This window comes from Pseudoalteromonas luteoviolacea CPMOR-1 (genome assembly GCF_001625685.1).
GTDB lineage: Bacteria > Pseudomonadota > Gammaproteobacteria > Enterobacterales > Alteromonadaceae > Pseudoalteromonas > Pseudoalteromonas luteoviolacea_K.
This window is the reverse complement of record NZ_AUYC01000084.1, coordinates 271,610-293,435: the sequence shown is the minus strand read 5'-3', so window position 1 is coordinate 293,435 and position 21,826 is coordinate 271,610. Positions and strand designations below refer to the sequence as shown.

General features: G+C 42.5%; 18 protein-coding genes. 9 read left to right on the top strand and 9 right to left on the bottom strand.

Annotated elements, in window-relative coordinates; genetic code table 11:
• The first annotated feature begins 42 nt into the window (after positions 1-42).
• Complete coding sequence (locus N473_RS24415; protein ID WP_063370214.1) at positions 43-2,550, top strand: EAL domain-containing protein; 2,508 nt, start codon at positions 43-45, stop codon at positions 2,548-2,550.
• A gap of 153 nt (positions 2,551-2,703) precedes the next feature.
• Positions 2,704-2,901, top strand: a complete 198-nt coding sequence (locus N473_RS26820) for a hypothetical protein (protein ID WP_081221424.1) — start codon at positions 2,704-2,706, stop codon at positions 2,899-2,901.
• Between the two features lie 30 nt (positions 2,902-2,931).
• Here the strand turns inward: N473_RS26820 and N473_RS24410 are convergent, their stop codons facing one another.
• From N473_RS24410 to N473_RS24380, 7 genes are all read right to left on the bottom strand, one after another.
• Complete coding sequence (locus N473_RS24410) at positions 2,932-3,837, bottom strand: hydrogen peroxide-inducible genes activator (RefSeq protein WP_063370244.1); 906 nt, start codon at positions 3,835-3,837, stop codon at positions 2,932-2,934.
• Positions 3,838-3,911: 74 nt separating this feature from the next.
• Positions 3,912-5,180: an inorganic phosphate transporter gene (locus N473_RS24405; RefSeq protein WP_063370213.1), complete on the bottom strand. Its 1,269-nt coding sequence runs from the start codon at positions 5,178-5,180 to the stop codon at positions 3,912-3,914.
• Positions 5,181-5,357: 177 nt separating this feature from the next.
• Entirely contained in the window at positions 5,358-6,035 is a 678-nt protein-coding gene (locus N473_RS24400) for a TIGR00153 family protein (protein WP_039608308.1), read from the bottom strand.
• A 131-nt stretch (positions 6,036-6,166) separates the two neighbouring features.
• A complete protein-coding gene (gene phoU, locus N473_RS24395) occupies positions 6,167-6,868 on the bottom strand; it encodes a phosphate signaling complex protein PhoU (protein WP_046355639.1) in 702 nt (233 codons plus the stop codon).
• A gap of 68 nt (positions 6,869-6,936) precedes the next feature.
• The gene (gene pstB, locus N473_RS24390) at positions 6,937-7,764 is read right to left on the bottom strand and encodes a phosphate ABC transporter ATP-binding protein PstB (protein WP_039608306.1); all 828 of its coding nucleotides are present in this window, start codon (positions 7,762-7,764) and stop codon (positions 6,937-6,939) included.
• 29 nt (positions 7,765-7,793) lie between these two features.
• A complete protein-coding gene (gene pstA / locus N473_RS24385) occupies positions 7,794-9,443 on the bottom strand; it encodes a phosphate ABC transporter permease PstA (RefSeq protein WP_063370212.1) in 1,650 nt (549 codons plus the stop codon).
• A gap of 12 nt (positions 9,444-9,455) precedes the next feature.
• Positions 9,456-11,690, bottom strand: coding sequence for an ABC transporter permease subunit (locus N473_RS24380; RefSeq protein ID WP_063370211.1), 2,235 nt, complete (start codon positions 11,688-11,690; stop codon positions 9,456-9,458).
• A 270-nt stretch (positions 11,691-11,960) separates the two neighbouring features.
• Here N473_RS24380 and N473_RS24375 point away from each other — a divergent pair, with 270 nt between their 5' ends.
• The 3 genes from N473_RS24375 (at position 11,961) to N473_RS24365 (ending at position 16,209) form a co-directional block, all read left to right on the top strand.
• A complete protein-coding gene (locus tag N473_RS24375) occupies positions 11,961-12,467 on the top strand; it encodes a glycine cleavage system protein R (RefSeq protein WP_039608303.1) in 507 nt (168 codons plus the stop codon).
• 165 nt (positions 12,468-12,632) lie between these two features.
• A complete protein-coding gene (gene ppk1 / locus N473_RS24370; RefSeq protein WP_063370210.1) occupies positions 12,633-14,720 on the top strand; it encodes a polyphosphate kinase 1 in 2,088 nt (695 codons plus the stop codon).
• Position 14,721: 1 nt separating this feature from the next.
• Complete coding sequence (locus tag N473_RS24365; RefSeq protein ID WP_063370209.1) at positions 14,722-16,209, top strand: hypothetical protein; 1,488 nt, start codon at positions 14,722-14,724, stop codon at positions 16,207-16,209.
• A 31-nt stretch (positions 16,210-16,240) separates the two neighbouring features.
• On the opposite strand, the gene N473_RS24360 is transcribed toward N473_RS24365, so the two are convergent.
• A complete protein-coding gene (locus tag N473_RS24360) occupies positions 16,241-17,521 on the bottom strand; it encodes an EAL and HDOD domain-containing protein (protein WP_063370208.1) in 1,281 nt (426 codons plus the stop codon).
• A gap of 117 nt (positions 17,522-17,638) precedes the next feature.
• Positions 17,639-18,475: a 23S rRNA (adenine(2030)-N(6))-methyltransferase RlmJ gene (locus N473_RS24355; protein WP_063370207.1), complete on the bottom strand. Its 837-nt coding sequence runs from the start codon at positions 18,473-18,475 to the stop codon at positions 17,639-17,641.
• A 228-nt stretch (positions 18,476-18,703) separates the two neighbouring features.
• Between N473_RS24355 and N473_RS24350 the strand changes: the two genes are divergently transcribed.
• From N473_RS24350 to N473_RS24335, 4 genes are all read left to right on the top strand, one after another.
• Entirely contained in the window at positions 18,704-18,931 is a 228-nt protein-coding gene (locus tag N473_RS24350) for a hypothetical protein (RefSeq protein ID WP_063370206.1), read from the top strand.
• Complete coding sequence (locus tag N473_RS24345) at positions 18,931-19,218, top strand: cell division protein ZapA (RefSeq protein ID WP_063370205.1); 288 nt, start codon at positions 18,931-18,933, stop codon at positions 19,216-19,218. The genes N473_RS24350 and N473_RS24345 overlap by 1 nt, the downstream gene beginning before the upstream one ends.
• A gap of 2 nt (positions 19,219-19,220) precedes the next feature.
• The gene (locus N473_RS24340) at positions 19,221-20,195 is read left to right on the top strand and encodes a hypothetical protein (RefSeq protein ID WP_063370204.1); all 975 of its coding nucleotides are present in this window, start codon (positions 19,221-19,223) and stop codon (positions 20,193-20,195) included.
• 90 nt (positions 20,196-20,285) lie between these two features.
• A complete protein-coding gene (locus N473_RS24335) occupies positions 20,286-21,785 on the top strand; it encodes a transglycosylase SLT domain-containing protein (RefSeq protein ID WP_081221421.1) in 1,500 nt (499 codons plus the stop codon).
• Positions 21,786-21,826: the final 41 nt, after the last annotated feature.

The window sequence follows — 21,826 nt, the reverse complement described above, 5'->3', positions numbered from 1 at the left end:
AATATTTAAAAACTTAAAACATGGGTTTGGGGTCGTAACACCATGGCTAAACAGCTTACTTTATTACTTGTCAATGCCGATCATGGTGAGCGTCAAACCGTAATAAGAACGTTACAAAAGCTCAATGTATTTCAAATAATAGAACTCAGTGATACACAAGATGCCCTGCAGTTATTAAAACAACGCGCCGTTGACTTAGTCATTAGTGGCCTCAACGTGGGTAAAATAGATGGTTGGCGGTTTTCTCGCATGATCCGTTCAGGGCTATTAAAAACCCCAAAACACACCCCTATTGTGTTGATCCCACCGACATACTGTGAGCGCATTGCAGAAACTACCGCGCGAAGTTACAGTATTGATGCCGTGCTGCCGCTAGAACGACATGATGTATTGCCTCAGGTCTTGGCCAATGTTCTATCGACACATTTAGAAAAAAGTAGCCGCCTTAATTTGCTGCTGTTGGAACCCAATGGGAAAAAAGCAGACGATATTAGCGATCATCTTGCTTTGAGCTTCAGCTGCAATACTGTTTCTACAGAAAATGCAGCGCTCTCCGAGTTTTTACAAAACGATTACTCAATCGTCTTACTGGACGCAACATCTACTCGTGCAGAAACAACCAAAGAACTCGTTGCAAACATCCTTCAACACAAACCAAGCCAAGCTATCGTAACAATAATAGACAATCGAAACGCTGATTACGCCGAGCAACTCTTATTACTGGGCGTCACAGATTTTATTCGAGCCCCTTATAATTTATCATTATTAAGTAAAGTGTGTGACCATGCCGCGAGACGTGAAGACTTTATGGTCAGCTACGCTGAGTTTGCGAATAAAGTGGAGCAGCTAAGTCGAAGAGAACAGAGTTACAAAGAGCTTTTCTCTGCACACCAACGTATTTTACTGCATTTAAATACCGTTGTATTGGAATTGGATGCTGTAGGCTGTATTCGCTTTATTAATCCTGCATGGGAGCAATTAACAGGTCATAAGCTCAAATCCACACTTGCAACCCAACTGTGTGATTATGTACATCCAGATTACTTGACCAGCTTGCATACAGCCATAGAAGATGTACTTAATGGGTCACACGCCTCAACAGTCGAGCTCCAACTGAGTCATAATTCAGGCACTTCAATTTGGGTTGAGTGCCGTTTTCAGCTAATAAAAAATCAAACGAATAATGCGTCAATCACGGCAACAATTGACAACATACATGAGCGTAAAGAAGCCGAATTACAATTGCGACACTTAGCGCTACATGACACTCTGACAGGCCTGCATAACCGTTATTATTTTGATCAGCAGCTTAACCTCTTTTGTAAAGAAGCCAAGCATAATCTCGATACCGAGCATGCACTGATTTATATCGATTTAGATCACTTTAAAATCATTAATGACAGTAAAGGCCACCAACAAGGTGACATTGTCCTACAAGAAGTTGCACAGCTATTTAGGGCGCATATCGCAAAAGAGCACCTGATATTTAGAATTGGTGGAGATGAGTTTGCCATTCTACTCAAACACACCCGTTTGCTCGACGCTCATATGATGGCCGAGAGTATTTGTAGTGCAATAGAAAACCACCAGTTTCACTCTGAGGAGGCCAGTTATACAATCAGCTGCTCGATTGGATTAACACTCATATCAACAGTGAATTGCGATCCGAATGAATGCTTGAAGCAATCGGACATCGCATTATACATTGCAAAAAACCTAGGCCGAAACCTCGTTCACTGCTATACCAAAGAAGATGCCAAAAACAGCACCTTGCAGACAGGGTTAGAATGGGGACACAGCGTCCGAGAAGCGCTGAAAAACAATCAATTTGAACTTCACTATCAGCCTATCTGGGATTTTAAAAACAGCCAAATCGCTTATTTTGAAGCGCTGCTTCGCCTAGTCATTGATGATAAAATCATATATCCAAATCAGTTTATTCCTGCCTTGGAATTGCTTAATGATACTTTTTTAATGGATCAGTCCGTCATCAAAGAAAGTATCCGAGCGGTATCTAATCACCCAGAGCTACATCAGATATCAATAAACTTGTCGGCCCAGTCTTTTCTAGACGAGCGACTTATGCCACATATCCAAACGTGCCTGCGCGATTTTCAAGTCCCAGCACACTGCATTATTTTTGAGATCACAGAATCTGCAAGCATCAACAATTTAAGTGCCACGCAAGCGATGATCACACAGCTTAATCAGCTGGGCTGTCATTTTTCTATTGATGATTTTGGCACTGGTTTTAGTACATTTAGCTATCTTAAACAATTGCCAGCTCAGCATGTAAAGATAGATGGTTCCTTTGTCCGAGATATGCTCAATGACCCAATTGATCTTGCGCTGGTAAAAGCGGTCAACGATATTAGCCACTCTTTAGACAAATGTTCTGTGGCAGAGTATGTTGAAAGTAAAGAAATTTTTGATGAACTTCAAAGAATAGGCGTCGACTATGGGCAGGGATATTTCATCTCAAAGCCGCTTCCAATTGAGCAATTAAAACATCAAATAAAAACTATTTTATCCCTAAAAACAGCATGCTAATCCAAATGGGGAAAAAAGTCGCTGCAGTCGACTAAAAACTCAACTATAATAAAACTTCGAAGTGAATGTCTTCTTTTTTTACTTATATGCTTATAAGTAGAAGACATACAATGGATTTGAGTACATCTCGTAATGGAATTCGGGGAGATAAGTATGTTTCAGTTTATTCTGTTTCTATCAATGGTACATTGTTTAATCACAATACAATGTTACCGCTGCGCCAAACAAAAAGGGTATCCAACTAAGCTGTTTACAGTATTAGGGTTTGTACCGTATTTCAACTTAGTTGTGTGGGTATACTTATTATTTCTACCCAATCTTATGTCACAGAGCAAGCTCAGTTCGACTTAAGCAATGATTTCATGCTACTCAAAAGCAGTGCTATTGGCACTGCTTTTTAATAAACTCTCCAACCTCATTACTAAATAATCTGAAGTCTCGTATTCGCCCTGTGGTTTTGCGCCATAGCAAGCCTATTTCTCTATATGCATTCGCTTGAGGCGACAAAGTCACCATAGGCTTTCCATCTAAGATACCTGCATTGAGCGCCATCTGAGGTAGAAAAGTCACCCCGTTCTGATATTCAACCATGCTAAGTAAAGTATGTAAGTTCGCGGCCTCAAATGGATTAATACACTCGCTGCGAGTCAGGTTACATGCGCTCAGTGCATGCCCTGTCATACAGTGTTCGCGCTCGAGCAAAAATACACTGTCTTTAGGCAGCAAATTAAAATCTTCTAATACTTCAGGGATAGCATAGTCTTCATGGTGAACCAGTGAGAAATGGTCTTTAGTTAAAATCTGCGTATGAAACTTATCTGTTCTGTATGGCAGCGCCAATATGCCCATATCGATATGACCATGCTCTAACTTATCTAGTAGCCTATCACTGGTGTCCTCTACCAACACAAGTTGCAAATTTGGGAAAGCTGTTTGGCAATACTGATATAAAGGCGCAGCGATAAAGCTGGCAATGGTCGGGATCAATCCCAGTACCAGCTTACCGGATAATGGGTTTTTAAAGCTCTTGGTGAGCTCTACGACGCTAATTGAATCATCAATTATTTTCTTTGCGCGTGCGACGACTTCTTCACCTACATCCGTAAACATAAGACTGCGATTTTCTCGTTCAATCAACTGACAGCCAAGCGTTTCTTCTAAGTTTTGAATCGCACTGCTTAACGTCGACTGGCCAACAAAGCACGCCTCTGCCGCTCGGCCAAAGTGCTGCTGCTGATACACTGCAATTAGGTATTGTAATTGTTTTATACTTGGTAAGTTATTCACTGGTATACCCATAAATAAAAAGACCCCAACACCAATGGTGCTGAGATCTTTTCAAGCTAAAAGTCTGATTTTTACTAAACGCCGAACACGCTTCTTAAAATATAGAATATAACAATAGCAAGGGCTGCACCGACTGGCAATGTGATTACCCAAGAAACCACAATGTTTCTGATCACACCCATATTAAGCGCCGCGATACCACGGGCCATACCAACACCTAAAACGGCACCTACCAATGTTTGTGTCGTTGAAATAGGCAAGCCAGTACCAGAAGCAATAACTACCGTCGAAGCCGCCGCTAGCTCAGCCGCAAAACCACGGCTTGGTGTTAAATGCGTGATACCTTCACCAATTGTTTTAATTACTTTTTTACCTAATACCGCAAGACCAACAACGATACCTAAGCCACCAAGCGGTAAAATCCACCATGCAAGCTCAGCTTTTTTCGCCATTTCACCGTTATTTTCTACAATATTTACAACCGCAGCTAGTGGACCAATCGCATTGGCTACGTCATTTGAACCATGTGCAAACGCCATACAACACGCCGTTAGTACCATTAATACGGCAAACACTTTTTCAACATTGTTAAACTGCATTTGCTTGTCAGCATTTGGATCCATTTTCATGCGTGCAATAAACACTTTACCAATTAGGCCAATTAACACTGCGATACCAATCGCAAGTGCATAACCTTCAAAAGTACCTAAGTTAATACCAATGTGCTTCAAGCCTTTTTTGATAGTCACCAAAGACATCACAAAGCCTGCTAGACCCATGTAGAAAGGCACAAAACGCTTTGCATTAGTAAGCGGTTTATCAGTATCAAAAATCAGTTTTTGTGCACTCATAAAGATAAGGTACGCAATGAAGCCTGAGATTGCAGGTGTTACAATCCAGCTACCTACGATGCCGGCTACTTTGCCCCACTGGATAGCTTCGCTGCCTACAGCAACCAACGCAAAACCGATAATCGCACCAATGATTGAGTGCGTTGTAGATACCGGCCAGCCCAGTGCTGACGCTAACAGCAACCAAGTACCTGCTGCAAATAGTGCCGAGATCATACCTAACACCATTAATTCAGGGATGTCAGCAAATGGAGCTGCATCAATGATCCCTTTGCGGATCGTCGACGTTACTTCACCGCCCGCAAGGTAAGCACCTGCAAACTCAAAAATCATCGCAATGATGATTGCCTGTTTGATTGTAAGGGCTTTTGACCCCACAGAAGTACCCATGGCATTTGCAACATCGTTTGCACCAATACCATAAGCCATAAAGAAACCAACTGCCGCTGCGATGAGTACTAACATCGAGCCATGAGAAGCAATGATATCCATTGAAAAACCTTTAGTGTTTTTTAAACACTGATTATGTATTTATACGTTTATCTCGTCACACTCTTGATTATGAGAACACATATAAATAGCTATTAAACAAACACAACACCGCCGCTCTCTAGTCTAGCTTTGAGAGTAACAACGGTGTACTTCTTTATAAACTATCGCTGATAAAAATCAGCGTGCTAACATTACCTCGAGGCGAGCACCAACACGTTCAGCGATATCAGCTAACTCCCCTACCCATTCGATGATTTTGTATAAAAACATCACATCAACCGGGTTAAGATCAGCTTCAACTTGACGAAGTTCTTGGCGAATTCTAATTTGCATGTCATCGGTATCTTGCTCAATGGCGTCAAGCTCACTCAACATTTTTTCGACTAATACAACTTCACGACCTCTGAAGCCTGTTTCTAACAGTTCATCCAGTTCGTTAATCGCTTTTGAGGCCTGTTTTGTCGCGTCTACACAACGGCTTAAATACGCAACAAACTCATTTTGAATAGATTCGGGGATCACCATTTCACGGCCAACGACTCGACCTGCGATATCTTTGGCTTTATTGGCGATTTTGTCTTGATGGGTAATAAGTTCCAGTAAATCAGTCCGTTCAACTGGCATAAATAGACCGCGAGGCAGCTGAAGACGTACTTCTCGCTTAAGCGCATCTGCTTCACGTTCTAGGTTACGAATATTAACGCGAAGTGCATCCGCTTCAGTCCACTCCCCTTTGAAGACATGTTCAAAGAACGGGATCAAGCTTTCACTGGCTTGATGCACTATCTTAATGTGCTCTTCAATCGGCTTAATAGGAGATTTTGCAAAGACTCCTAAAAACGCATTACTAGGCATAACTGACCCTTAAATCATAATAATATGCATGTGCAGAGGCCAAGTTTACAGCATTAACCGAAATTGTGAACGATTTTTATCATGAACTTGGGATTAATCGTTCGATTTATTCCGATTAATCCCTTGTAAATCTATAAAGTCTTTTCGATATCTTCTTGAGAGGTATGGCGAATATCTTTACCGTTTACAAAATAAATGACATATTCCGCAATGTTTTGACAGCGATCACCAATACGCTCTAATGAACGAACTGACCAAACTAAGTCCATAATTTTTGGGATAGAGCGCGGATCTTCCATCATGTAAGTCATGATTTGGCGAGTAATTGCCTCATATTCTCTGTCTACTTTGGCATCTTCTTTGTGCACTTCAAATGCACGTTGTGCATCCATGCGTGCAAAAGAATCCAACACGTCATGCAACATTTTAGACACCAGGCGGCCCATGTTTTCTACGTTCACCAACAGGTGTTGTTGATCTTTGGTGAAAGAATCAAGCGCGACTTTTGCGATGCGTTCTGCTTCATCACCTATACGCTCTAAGTCAGCAATGGTTTTAGCAATGGCCACGACCAATCTTAAGTCACTGGCTGCTGGCTGTCTTTTAGCGATAATACGCGTACACTCTTCATCAATGTTCACTTCCATCGCATTAACTTTGTAATCATTCTCACTAACTTTGCGTGCTTTGTCCGCATTGCTTGTGCTCACAGCATCTAGTGCAAGATTCAGCTGCTGCTCAACCAGTCCACCCATACTTAGTACGTGATTTCTTACGTTTTCTAGCTCTTCATTAAAGCGGCCAGAAATATGCTTATTAATATTGTGTTCCATCTAAAACCCTACCTTTAATAACAACCCCAACAAGTTGCCCAGTATATGGGCAACCACACTGTTATAAATTAACCGTAACGGCCAGTGATATAGTCTTCAGTTTTCTTCTTCGTCGGTGTTGTAAATAGTGTATTGGTATCTGAGTACTCAATAAGTTCGCCCATATACATGAAGGCTGTTTGATCAGATACACGTGCAGCTTGTTGCATGTTATGCGTAACAATAACAACAGTATACTTATCTTTTAAATCATTGATGAGTTCTTCGATAACCAGCGTAGAAATCGGGTCTAGTGCCGAGGTTGGCTCATCCAGCAGTAATACTTCAGGCTCAATCGCAATTGAACGGGCAATAACAAGACGTTGTTGCTGACCGCCCGAGAGACCAAATGCACTGTCGTGAAGACGATCTTTCACTTCATCCCACAGTGCTGCACCACGCAGTGAACGCTCTACAACTTCATCCAGTTTACGCTTGTCTTTAATACCTTGCAGGCGAAGGCCGTAAACAACATTTTCGTAAATAGACTTAGGGAAAGGGTTTGGTCTTTGGAATACCATACCCACGTTGCGTCGCAGTGCTGCAACATCAACGCTTTTGTCATAGATATTTTGCCCTTGAAGGTTAATTTCACCTTCAATGCGACATGTATCAACTAAGTCATTCATCCGATTGATACAACGTAACAACGTTGACTTACCGCACCCTGATGGACCGATAAACGCGGTTACTTGACCCTTTGGGATCAACATGTTGATTTTACTCAGAGCTTGTTTATCACCATAGTAAAGGTCAAGGTCTTTGATCTCTAAAGCGGTTTGCTCTGGGCTCAAGTTGGCAAGATCTAATTTCGTATTAGCATCTGCATTATTTACTTGTGGCGCTACTGTAATCATAAAAGGATACCTATTTCAAATCTGTACTATTAGTGCTCTAGAGCTCTGAATTTTTCGCGTAAGTGGTTACGAATGCCAATCGCTGTAATATTTAGCGCAATGATCACCGTAACAAGTAAGAAAGCGGTTGCATAGACCAATGGACGTGCCGCCTCAACATTTGGACTTTGGAAACCAACATCATAAATATGGAAACCTAAGTGCATAAACTTACGATCTAAATGAATATAAGGGAAGTTGCCGTCCAGTGGTAAGGTTGGTGCCATTTTTACCACACCCACCAGCATCAGAGGTGCAACCTCACCGGCTGCGCGCGCAACCGCTAAAATTAAACCGGTCATGATCGCAGGACTGGCCATTGGCACGATAATACGCCATAGCGTCTCCGCTTTTGTTGCACCCAGTGCTAATGAACCATGACGAACTGAACTTGGAATACGTGACAAACCTTCCTCTGTTGACACAATCACAACTGGTAATGTCAAAATAGCCAGTGTCAGTGCTGACCAAATTACCCCTGGCGTACCAAATACTGGACTTGGCGCAGCTTCTGGGTAAAACAATTGGTCAATAGAGCCACCAAGCATATACACAAAGAACCCTAAACCAAATACACCGTATACAATAGATGGGACACCTGCCAAGTTAATCACAGCAATACGGATCATCTTAGTCACGGCGTTTTTCGCTGCATACTCGTGTAAGTAAATTGCTGCTATCACACCAAATGGAGTAACAATCACCGCCATCAACATCACCATGAAAACAGTACCGAAAATCGCTGGGAACACACCGCCTTCGGTATTCGCTTCACGTGGGTCATCACTGATAAATTTACCCGTTTGTGAGAAGTAATGGCCAACTTTTGCAAAGAAGCCCATGTTATTTGGGAACCACACATCCAGTACTTGATAAAGAGGTAAAGTCACTTCTTCACCACGCATATCACGTACAACTACATAGTCACGCTTTGCATCACCACGCAGTTCAAACAAACGCTTTTCAAACACTTTGTAGTCTTCACGAAGCTGTGCACGCTGCGCTTCTAAGTCCGCTTTAATGTCTGCTGTTAGCTCATTATCAAGTTGATAACCACGCTCCTTTAAACGCAATCTCTCAAGCTCGTAGTTAATATGGCCAATATCGCCATTTTGAAGATCTAATGCTTCTTCATTTAAATCTACGGCGCGTTCGACTAATTCTTCTAAACGCGCAACTGGGTTTTGCGAGACCACCTGACCATCTTCGATGACGCGAACGACATAACCATAAAAGTTACCGTTTTTACTACGTTCAAAAACCGCCATCTCTTCTGGCACTGATTGGCTTTGAATATCCGTCGTTAAAATCCAACGGAAATCTAGCTCAACAAACTCACGGTTACCGGTTTTAACTAGAAGGCGCTCTACATACTCGTCTTGATAATCCGATAAATCATACCCTGCAGCGACTAATCGCTCTTTAGGCACCATTTCACGGTCGTAGATTTCACCTATCACCGTTTGCTTCGCGACAGACCCTTCAAGTTCAAACTGCACAACTTCGGTTGGCCAAAAGAAGCTCAACCCTTTCCATGCGATCATTGCCAATAGGCCAATCACCGAGATTAAACTGATGCTAACTGCACCACCTGTCATCCAGATCCACGGAGATCCTGACTTAAACCATTGTCTTACCATGTCATCACTCCATTACATCGAGCTGTATTTATCACGCAACTGCTGGCGAACAAATTCAGCAACCGTGTTAAAGATAAATGTAAAAATAAACAGTACAAAAGCGGCTAAGAATAGAATTCGGTAGTGAGAACTACCCACTTCTGACTCCGGCATTTCCACAGCAATGTTTGCGGCAAGCGTACGCATACCTTGGAAGATACTCCAATCCATAATTGGCGTATTACCCGTTGCCATCAGTACAATCATGGTCTCACCCACAGCACGACCTAAGCCCATCATGACCGCTGAGAAAATACCTGGGCTCGCCGTCAATAGAACCACGCGAACCAGTGTCTGCCACTGTGTTGCACCCAATGCTAAGGAGCCGTTTGATAAATGCTTTGGCACGCTGAATACCGCATCTTCCGCAATAGAGAAAATAGTTGGAATAACCGCAAAGCCCATCGCTATCCCCACAACCAAAGAGTTACGTTGGTCGAACGTGAGGCCTAATTCATTAGTTAGATACTGACGAACGTTGCCGCCAAACATCCACACTTCAATGCTGTCACTGATTGCAAAAGACAACCAACCGATGAAAAGCACCACAGGGATAAGTAATACTGAATGCCAACCATCTGGCAGCAAATGACGGATCTGCTTCGGTAATTTAGTCCAACCAAACGCCGTCGCAAGGATAGAAATTGGCAACAATATCAGCAAGGCAACGATGGCCGGTAAATGTGCTTCAATCAGTGGCGCTAACCAAAGGCCTGCTAGGAAACCCAAGATCACGGTTGGTAAAGCTTCCATAATTTCGACGGTTGGTTTAACGACTCGGCGTAGTTCCGGCGACATGAAATAAGCGGTATAAATGGCTGCTGACAGCGCAATTGGTACTGCAAATAACATCGCATACATCGCTGCTTTGATCGTACCAAACGAGATTGGTACCAAAGAGAATTTAGACTCGAAGTCATCACTTGCTGAAGTTGACTGCCAAGTATATGCAGGCTCAGGGTAACCTTCATACCACACTTCTTGCCACAGTGCAGACCAAGTCACTTCAGGGTGTTCATTGTGAAGCTCAACGACGCTCAAAGTCTTATCAGACAATAACAGCGCAGCATTGGCTCGAGGTGATACTGCAAATTGCTCAATCGCACCTTGAGTGACTTTACCTTGCCACAGGTGCGCTTCACTGGTTGTGTAATACAAACCCAGTTCACCAGTATTGGTCGTCGTAAAGAAAGTGCGGCGATAAAACTCACTGAAAATATCGACCTGTGCACCCGCGATACTCTCAAATGCACGAATTTTAGCAAACTGACGACCATTACCTGTATTCACTTCAAACCACTGAGATACTTCACCATTATCATTGCTGATCATCAGTGAGTTAGCGCCCGCTAACAAACTCATATTAACAAGGTTTGCATTTTCTTCGTTTGCGGCAAGCAACTGAATTTGCTCAACCTCATCGGCAAAGCGCGTATCAAATACATAAATTTGGTTTGCAGAGCGAATAAATACACGTGTCGTGTCTGGCGATATCAACATTTCATCAATACGCCCTTCAATCGGTAATAAACTACGCTCAACTTGCCACTCTATTTCACCAGAGAACATATTCTCTTCTGCGCTGAATGAAGCAAAAATAACGCGCTTATCTTGCGTTTGTGCGATCACGGCCGTTTTATCTTCATAGTGACTAAATGCAAACTGCTTGATCGCTTGCGCTTGCTCATCGACCACCAGCTGAACGCCATCTAACGGATAACTCAAGCGTGGCTTCATCACACGTTCGTTACCTGGGAATGAGATCAAAAAACTCGGCTTAACTAACTGAACCTGACCATTATCTAAGCCGTAGGCATATATCCCTAAAAAAGGTGCGCTCTGTGAAAAACTGCTTACCTGACCCGCTAAGTCAACAGGCAGTGAGCTAAGTAACTCTCCGGTTTTATCGCCTTTAATCTGGTAAAAATCGACTTGGCCTGTGCTATCTAGCAAGTAAGCAATTTCAGTTTGCTCTTCCATACCTAGACCAAAATACGTTTTATCACTTTGAAGGACTAATTCAGTACGTTTTGTCACACTTGCTGATTCAAAGATCGGCTGTACGACATAAAGTAAATAGAAGAAGATCAAGAGCAAAGCAACCAATACCATCACCCCACCCGAGGTAATGCCAAATTGGGCAAAGCGGTCTTTAAAGAGACGGCTTCTATCCGTTTTGAAGGACGGTTTTTGCGGATTGGAAGTCATCAAAACACCTTTTTATTATCAAGTTGCGGCGCATTATATTTCATCAAGATGACAGTTATGTTACATCAGGCGAGAGGAATGTGTCCCTTTTTTTAACTTTTAATACGTATTAGCAAATCGTATCTCAAATGCACCGCGTTTTCATTTGCATTTGTTTACAAAGCAAGTGTCATCTCATTGGAAAAATCCCGCACATTTACTAGGCTTAACAGGCGATAATTCGCTTTTCCACCACCGCCAAAAGGCATTTAATAATAAGAGACATGTGATATGAAGCAGTTAGTATTAACACTTTTAGGTAAGGACCGACCTGGTCTCGTTGAAGAAATATCTGCCACAATTTTACAGCACCATGGTAACTGGGCAACTAGTAATCTCAGCCATTTAGCTGGCCAATTTGCAGGTATTGTTCTCGTTGAAGTGGCTGAAGAGCACTTGCAAACACTGCAAGATGCACTTCATGCGTTACCAGAACTTGAAGTCCGCATAGAGCACGGCGAACAAAGCAAGCCGGAGACTCAAATTGAAAAACTCAACTTGGTGATAACTGGCAATGATCGACCAGGCATAATCCAAGAACTTTCAACTGTGATCCGCCACAAAGGCGCCAATATCACTCATTTGAATTCTAGACAGCAAAGCGCACCTAACTGGGGCTTGCCCATATTCAGTGCTTTTGCCACCGTGAGCTTACCTCCCGGCATGGATAAAGAAAATGTCGTAGATGCACTAGAAGCAATCACCAGTGATCTGATTGTGGATGTTGAACCCGATTAACGTTTGATCCTAATTAAATTAATTCACTAAAAATATTCTACACTCTTATGGCAGCAAGGTTTTACCACTGCCATATTCCTTTTTCGCTCGGTTGTACCTACTGTCATATAAGTGTCACATTCTGGACATACTCTAGAATAAGCTATCGTTACTATGGAATGTAAAATGCACGCACTATCTAGCGACCCTAAGGCCATCAGCTTTTTTGCCAAAGAGCTCAGCTGGCTCTCATTTAATGAGCGAGTTTTGCAAGAAGCCAAAGACAAAAATAACCCAATCATCGAACGTATAAGGTTCTTAGGCATTTTCTCTAACAACCTTGATGAGTTTTTTCGTGTCAGAGTGGCTGATGTCAAACGCCGGATATTGCTCAGCAATCTGCCCGATGCCAACTTCGACGAAAACGAAGCATTACTGAATCAAATACAAAAAAAAGTATTGTCTTTAGGGAAAAAGTTTAACCACATCCATAATCAAATCTTTAATGACTTAAATGCCCATAACATTCACGTAAAGCAACCAGAAGCCTTGTCAGAGTTCCATAAACAGTGGTTACGAGATTATTTTAACGATCAGGTTTTACAGCATCTATCCCCCATTTTACTCTCAGAAAATAGGGACTATTCAGATCTGATCAACGATACCATGACCTACTTGTTTGTCGAAATGCGTAACGATAATGACAAACATCAGTACGCCCTACTTGAACTGCCAACAGATAGGCTAGATAGATTTGTTATTTTACCGCCAGAGAGAACACGCCGACAAAAAACGTTAATGCTGCTTGATGATGTCGTGAGATATCACCTGCGCGAAGTCTTCAGTAACTTCCTTTCGTTTGAACACATCGAAGGATACGAGATAAAGCTGACTCGGGATGCTGAATATAACCTAGATGACGAGCTTGAAGAGGGCTTACTGGATAAAATGTCTAAAGGTCTAAAGCAGCGTTTATATGCAGAGCCTGTGCGCCTCACCTACGATGAAGCCATGCCTGAAAGCATTATGAAAGTGATGAAAAAACGCTTAGGTGTAACACATCAAGACGCCCTGATCCCAGGCGGTAGCTATCGCAACTTTAGAGATTTTATTGCCTTTCCAAATGTTGGCAGGGGATATTTAGAAAACAAACCACTGCCCCCTTTAAAAAGCAGTGCGTTCGATAAACACGAGAGTGCCTTTAAAGCCATTTCTGAACAAGATGTTTTACTCTACTATCCATACCACACGTTTAACCACATGTTGGAATATGTGCGCCAAGCAGCGTTTGATCCCAAAGTAACTCAGATTAAAATCAATATTTACCGAGTTGCCAGTCGCTCTCAGCTGATCGCGTCGCTTATCAATGCTGCCAAAAATGGTAAAAAAGTGACCGTTATGGTCGAGTTAAAAGCCCGTTTTGATGAGCAAAACAATATTGAGTGGGCAAAAATGCTCAGTGAGTATGGCATCAAAGTTATGGTTGGCTTACCTGCACTGAAAGTTCACAGCAAACTGTGTGTGATCCACCGAAAAGAAAAAGGCCAAATTGTTAAATATGCACACATAGGTACTGGTAATTTCCATGAAAAAACAGCGCGAATCTATACCGACTTTAGTTTATTCACCAAGCACCCAGAGATTTGTAATGAATGTGACGATGTCTTTAAATTCATCGAAACCAGCTATCGACCATTTAACTTCCAACATTTAATGATATCTCCTCTCAATGCACGTGAAAAAATATACTCACTCATTGAACAAGAAGTCGACAACGCGCGCGCAGGTAAAACAGCACGTATCACAGTAAAGGTGAACAACTTAGTCGATAAGGAGTTAATCGAAAAACTCTATAGTGCCGCTATGGCTGGTGTCAAAATTCGTATGATCATTCGTGGTATGTGCGCACTCGTTCCCGGCCTTGCAGGGTTCAGCGACAATATTCGCGTGATCAGTATCGTCGATCGTTTTTTAGAACATCCACGTGTCATGGTGTTTGAAAATGGGGGTAAGCCACAGGTCTATATTTCTTCGGCCGATTGGATGACTCGTAACCTAGATCACCGTGTCGAAGTGGGCGTACCCATTTATGATGAATCATTGAAACAGTTGATCATTGATACATTAGAACTACAATTTCGAGATCGCGTGAAAGCGCGTTTAATTGATAGTGAACAAAAAAATAACTATGTGAATCGCGGCAATAAAAAGAAGATCCGTTCTCAAATCGCCATCTATGATCACATTAAAAAATGGGAAAGCAGTAGGATTTAACATGACAACATACCCATCTTTTGCAGCCGTTGATTTAGGCTCAAATAGTTTTCATCTCGTGGTTGCAAGGGAGGTAGATGGTCGATTACAAATACTACACAAAGAAAAGCAACGTGTTTATTTGGCGGCTGGGCTTGATCAAAATGATCACCTCAGTGATGAAGCCATTGCACGCGCTGTGCATGTGCTTTCTCAGTTTGCCGCCACACTGAACGGGTTTGATAAAAAGAACGTTGAAGTGGCAGCAACCTATACATTGAGAAAGTGTCAAAATTTGCGCCACGTTTTAAAACAGGCCAAGGCCGTTTTTCCATATAAAATCAATGTCATTTCTGGACAAGAAGAAGCTCGCTTAATATATCAAGGTGTCGCTAATTACATGCACGACGAGCACAACCGCCTAGTAATAGATATCGGAGGGGGTAGTACAGAAATGATCATTGGTAAGCACCAACACCACAAGCTACTCACTAGCCGTGATATTGGATGCGTTACCATGAATCAACGGTATTTTGCCGATGGAAAGCTCACTAATAAGCGTTTTCAAAAAGCCATTATCCACGCAGAGCAAAACATTGAGGCCATTACCGCTAACTATCAAAAAGCAGGCTGGCAAACCTGCTTAGGCACATCTGGTACCATTAAAACCCTCACCGCAATCAACGAAGAGTTATTTACCAGCAAAACTCTGACCTTAACGTCATTACATCAGATCCGAAATCATTTTGTTGACGCGCAAACATTAGAAAGTATGGACCTCAAGGCGCTCCCACCAGAGCGCCTGGCAAGCATTGCTGGCGGGCTTGCTGTGCTAATAGGCGCTTTTAATCAGCTCAATATAACGGACATGACGTATTGTGACTTTTCACTGCGGGAAGGGTTATTACATGAATTAGCGCAAAATAATGAATTTGATATTCGTGCCCGTACTATTTCCTCATTCGCAGAGCAGTACGCCGTTGATACGCCGCATGCCAACCATATATGTCAAACCATTGCACAACTATTTAATGTAGCAAAAACAACATGGCAACTTGAAGAGCTTGATTTAGAGATCCTGCGCTGGGCTGTACAATTACACGAGGTAGGCATTGCAATCAATTCTTCTGGCATTCATAAACACAGTGCATATGTGGTGAGTAATAGTCAGCTCCCAGGCTTTACACAAGAACAACAACAGTTACTTGGGGCCTTGATCCGTTTTCATCGCAAAAAAATTAAAGCAGTCGATCTCAATGCACTGATTGAAGAAGAATCTCTTGCGCAATTCTCAAAATTACTCACGCTGTTGCGTTTAGCGATTCTGTTCCATCAAAAACGTCAAGAGAGTCAAGTACCTAAATATCGTTTTTCTGTCACCAATAAGAGTGTTGAACTCTCGTTTGAACGCATATGGTTTGAACAACATTCACTGTTTGCAGCAGACTTAGAGCAGGAGCAAGCTTATTGGAAAAACCTATCTCTATCACTCGACATAACAATCTACTAGTGTCAGTGCACAAGGTCGACAAGTAAGCTGACTACTGGTCGACATCTTCCCTTGCTACAGCAAACATTTCATCTCCATATGCTCGGCTTTTTATAATTAAGTCAAAAAGTACTTGTATCTCTGACGCGGGGCGAATCGCATTTAAGATAAGTTCAGCTTCAGTTAAATTGTTACGCTCAACTTCAATTGCCAAGCGAAGTGCACCACCAATTAACCCTTTATAACTTAATAATGCACTACTTAAATCAGGATCCAATGAAAACTCATCTACGACCACAGAAAGCTCCACATCTAAAATGGCATCAAGTACCGACATCAGACCAATTAAATAGCCCTGCTCTGCCATTTCATCACCACCAGGAGCCAAAAAAAGCTCCAAGAATTTGGCACGATTCAAGCCAAGCTTAGTCAATTCTGTCGGCTTATCTGCGCCCAATTCACTCAACGCCAATACTTTAACAAACTGGCGAATAGCATCCTCACCGAGGTATATCACCGCCTGCGAAATTGAGCGGATCTCAATGCGATCTTCCCCTGCTTTGGCATTGGCCAGCCGGAGTACTCGCGCAGTCAAGCTTAAATCTTTCGATACACGATCTTGTACCTCTTTGAAGCAGAGAGACTTTTTCGCAGTACAACGCAATAAATCAAATACCGCAAGCTTAGAGGGTTCCACATTGCCATGATTGAGCATCTCAGGTTTGGCAAAGAAAAAACCTTGAAAATAATCAGCCCCTGCCGCGCGGATAAAATTAAATTGCTCTTGCGTTTCAATTCGCTCCACAACTATTTGCAGGTGTGGATATTGACGTTTGAGCTTTTTCACCATCATGGTGGTTTTGATGATAGGGAGTTCGACTTCCAGCTTCACGAAGTCAACTAAGTCTAAAAGAGGCTGCCAGCGTGGATCGCCATCATAGTCATCTAGTGCAAAACGATAGCCCACATTTTGTAATTTACTGACTGTTGCAGTCAAACTCTCGATATCTTGTGAGCGCTCAACAATTTCCACCACAAGCCCCTGTGGACTTAGTAGCTTAGGAAGTTCTTGTATGAGTGTTTCATCTGAAAAATTAACAAATGCCAAAGCGCCCGCAGCGAGCCTATCTAAACCAATAAACAGTAACGAATTAAAGAACAGACGCCCCGTTGCAAGCCCATCACTTACACCGCTTGGAAACACATTATTGTGTGAGTCACGATACAGTAATTCATAGGCATGTACTTGCAGTTCACTATTTAAAATAGCTTGGCGGGCGATATACTGAACGGCGTTTTTCTTTACCTTAGCAGTTTCACTACTCATTAACATCCTTCACTCTTGCACGCATTACTGGCATCCATAGCTTCAGCATATGAAATCTTCGCCAGTGGAGCAAATAAAATACAACCTGAACTTAGTTAAGATCAGGTTGGAACACAACTTTAATTATTCCGCGACCAACTCAACACTGCGGAAAAAGCCATCATCATCTGCAAGCTCTTTGACTAACTCTGGTAACACCGCATCCATGGTATTTTTCAGTACATAAGGAGGATTAATCACGATCATGCCTGAAGCCGTCATACCACGTTCATCAGTATCTGCCGATGTCGCTAACTCAAACAATTGAATATTGCGCACACCAGATGCAATCAACTCAGCTTCCATGTGCTCAATACGATCTCTATCAACCACTGGATACCAAATCATATAAGTCCCTGAGGTAAAACTTTTATGCGCCTTTACAATGGTTTTTACCGCTTTTTGATAGTCTGACTTTATTTCATAAGGCGGATCCATCAGCACCACGGCACGGCGTGACAAAGGCGGCACTAACCCTAATAACCCTTTAAATCCATCCTCCCCTTTGACCCGCAAAGAGCGCTTATGAGCTGTATTTTTTTGCAATAAAGGTAAATCTTGTGGATGGAGTTCAAAAAACCAGCCTTTATCCTGTTTACGCAGATATTGTTCTGCCACTTTTGGAGAGCCTGGGTAAAAAGCCAACGCTTTATCGTTGAAACTCTTTACCATGTCGATATAACGGAGGATCGCTTCATTCTCCCCCCCATAGTGCATCAATCGGCCTATTCCTTGCTCAAATTCTTGCGTTTTTTGCGCATCGCTTGATGACAACTCAAAGAAACCTGCGCCGGAGTGCGTATCTATATAGTCGAACGGCTTATCTTTACGCGTCATATAAGAGAGCACTTCAGCTAAAACTAAGTGTTTGATAACGTCTGCTGGATTACCAGCATGAAAAGAATGTCTATAACTGAGCATAATGGCCTTTATTCACTGACTATAGTGGCTTTTTTGAAAATTCGTCTCAATTCAAAATGGTCAAAACCCGACCACTTTCATGAATAACAAATGAACAAAATAAGAAGTTATCAGAATTATCTCTTAAAACGGCGCAAAAATCAGTATAAAGCTACGCAAATACTGGTAATAAAGCCCGCTTTGCTTTACATTTGCATGACAAATCACAGTGATAAGAGCGCATTTAAAATGAACGATATTCTTCCACAACTCGAACAACTGGTAGATCAACTGATTGGTAAGAATGAGCAGCTAGAGCAGCAAATTACCCAATTAAAAGAGCAAAATGGTAAATTAGTTGATGAAAACGAAACATTGCAGTTAGAACTACTAGAACGTGAAGAAAAGCAAAAAGAAACCAGCACAACGCTAAGCAGCTTACTGGATAAACTTCAGAGCGCTCACCAGGCGAGCTAATGACGGATAAAGTAAGCCAGGTGGCGGTTACCCTTCTCGGTAAAAGCCACCAGTTTTCATGTGCTGAGGGACAAGAGCAAGCACTCATTGATGCGGTAGAATTATTGAATTCTCGCGTTGATGAAATGAAACGTAGGGACACGGTTCGTACAGATCAAAACGCACTTTTGATGGCTGCTTTACACCTGTGTCATGATTTTCAAGCACTGGAAAAAGAGCATCAAATGGCGACCAATAAAAGTACTCAGCTGGTAGCACGCTTGGGCGAACACTTAGAGGCTAAATAACCATGCCAAATCGGATTGCGTTTGGCCTCTTTCTCGTGCTGATGCTCTCCCCCATCTATGCTCAGGCAGCAAACTGGCATCAAGTCGATAAACACACTGTGCTCATTGAGCCGACCAAAGAAGCACGTTACCTCCTCCCCAATCAAGCGATTATCCAAGGTAATAAGTGCGCAGCCTTGATAGACAGTCATGGTGACTTCGTTGCGCTTGAATTGTTAGTTGCGCAAATGCGTTCAAAACTTACCGTGCCTTTGTGCTTCATCGTCGCCACAAACTTAGACCCCAAGCAGCTATCTGGTATCGCGTTACTCAAAAGCGCTTTTCCAAACGCACTGATTTACACTCCAACAGATAACACATCTACAAAAAACGCGATAAGTAATACGATAAAGCAGGAGTTGGAACAAAAACTCGTAGGATTTGAGCAAAGCTTATTGCTGAGCCAACAACGTATTTCTAAAGTCCCCGAGTCCAAGCAGCTAGCTTGGCATGCGAAGTTACAACAAGCCAAGCAACGCTTGAGCCGCTGGCATAACATATCTCCACCGACAGTGATCTCTGTGTCTAAAGTCATTACTCTGGATCTGGGCCGTTACTCGCTATCGGTTACGCCCGTTGAAGGCTATAAAGGCGCTGCACTATATGTATATAGTCATAGCAACCAAGCCCTTTTTGGTGGTCACACAACAAATGCTTTGCCATATGTCCCCCAGTCCCACACTCAGGGCTGGCAAAAAACCCTGCATACTCTTAAGCATTCCGAACAAATAAAGTGGGTACTTCCAGGATTTGGTAAACCCTATAAAAGCGCAAAACTCCGTCTACCGATGCAGTTTTTATCTCTATTAAATTCAAAATATAACCCGCAACAGGTTGATGAGTTACGGCAGCAATATCAACAAAGTGGCTTTTCAAAAAGTCAATTTGATGCCTACTTTGAGCAGGCCACAAAGCAAAAAAAGCACACTAGCTTTTGAACAAATAACCACCAGAAGGTATAGTACGACACATGAGCTATGCTAATTTATCTGTTGATCACCCATCGTGTTTTCCAGTATTAAGCGCCTATGATCCGTAAAAACATTTATATACAGCTTTGTTGCTGCATCATTTTTTTAAGCATCTTAGGGTGTAAGCAAACACCTATTCAAAGAGCTTCACTTCAGGATGTATTGCAAGACTTATTAACGACTAAAAAACCTGAACTTGTCGTTGAAACAGTGCCGCAACGCGCGGTGCAAGAACAAGCGCCGCCCAAGCCTTATCGCTCACCTGACATATGGCAGCACATTGCCCAGAACCTTCGCTTTGAACAAACGCCGCATCAACGCGTCAAAACCAGAGTCGAGTGGTATTTATCACAGCCAGAATATCTGCTTACCGTAAACCAGCGTGCTAAACCGTATCTGTACCATATTGTCAAAAAAATAGAGCAGCGCGGACTGCCTCTAGATCTTGCGCTGTTACCTTTTGTAGAAAGTGATTTTCGCCCTCAAGCTGTATCAAAGCAAAGCGCCGTAGGCATATGGCAGTTGGTAGATGCAACCGCCTACCATTTTGGCTTACAAAGCAATGACTGGTACGATGGTCGACGTGATGTACTCGCATCCACAGATGCCGCACTTTCTTATTTGACGTATTTACACAAAACATTTGACGGTAACTGGCTGCATGCAATCGCAGCCTATAATACAGGTGAAGGCCGTGTCAAAGCAGCAATTAAGCGTAATCGCAGTGCGGGAAAAAGCACACATTATTGGCATCTAAAACTCCCAAAAGAAACCGCAGATTACATCCCCAAACTGCTGGCATTAAGTTACTTATTGAAGCACCCAGAAACAGGATTTAAACGACCTGAGCTTGCCAATCAGGCCTCCACCACAATTTTAGATGTTGGCCAAGCATTTAACTTTGGCGTCTTATCACAACTGCTTAATATCGATAAACAACAATTGCATGACTTGAACAGCGGTTATTTGCGGCACCAAACACCAGAGCAAGGCCCCTACAAAGTGTTAGTGCCACTTACTGATCAAGCGTTAATGCAAAGCCCATTTTACCGCGAGCAATTTAGCAAAAGCTATCAAGTCAAACTCAATGACACTTTATATGGTATTGCACGCCAGTTTGGGACCTCAGTAAAGGCAATAAAGCAATTGAATAATAAGCAAAACAACTTGATAAGGGTTGGTGAGACGCTACTAATAAATCAGGCGAATATTAACCGCTCTCTCACTGTAAATTATAAGATAAGTCCCTATTTAGAACAGCTTGCAACCCCTAAGCAAGCGACTATAGAGCATCATCACACGATTATCGCAGGGGACTCTTTGTGGGATTTAAGCCAGCACTATCAAGTACCTTTGAAAGACTTACTCGATTGGAACAACTTACAATCAGCAAGTATTCTATCTCCCGGTAAAGTACTTATTTTACATTTACCTACAAAAGCTAAAGCACAGACAAAGCATCCGGTGACGACACCAAGCTATCTCGATGTACTTGAGGAAGCAATCCAACTGAAAGAAGTCCCAAGCACCGCTGAACCTAGCTTGCCCCCAGACTAGGCCCTAGCGTAGAATATAAAGCCACACTCAAGAGACAGAAG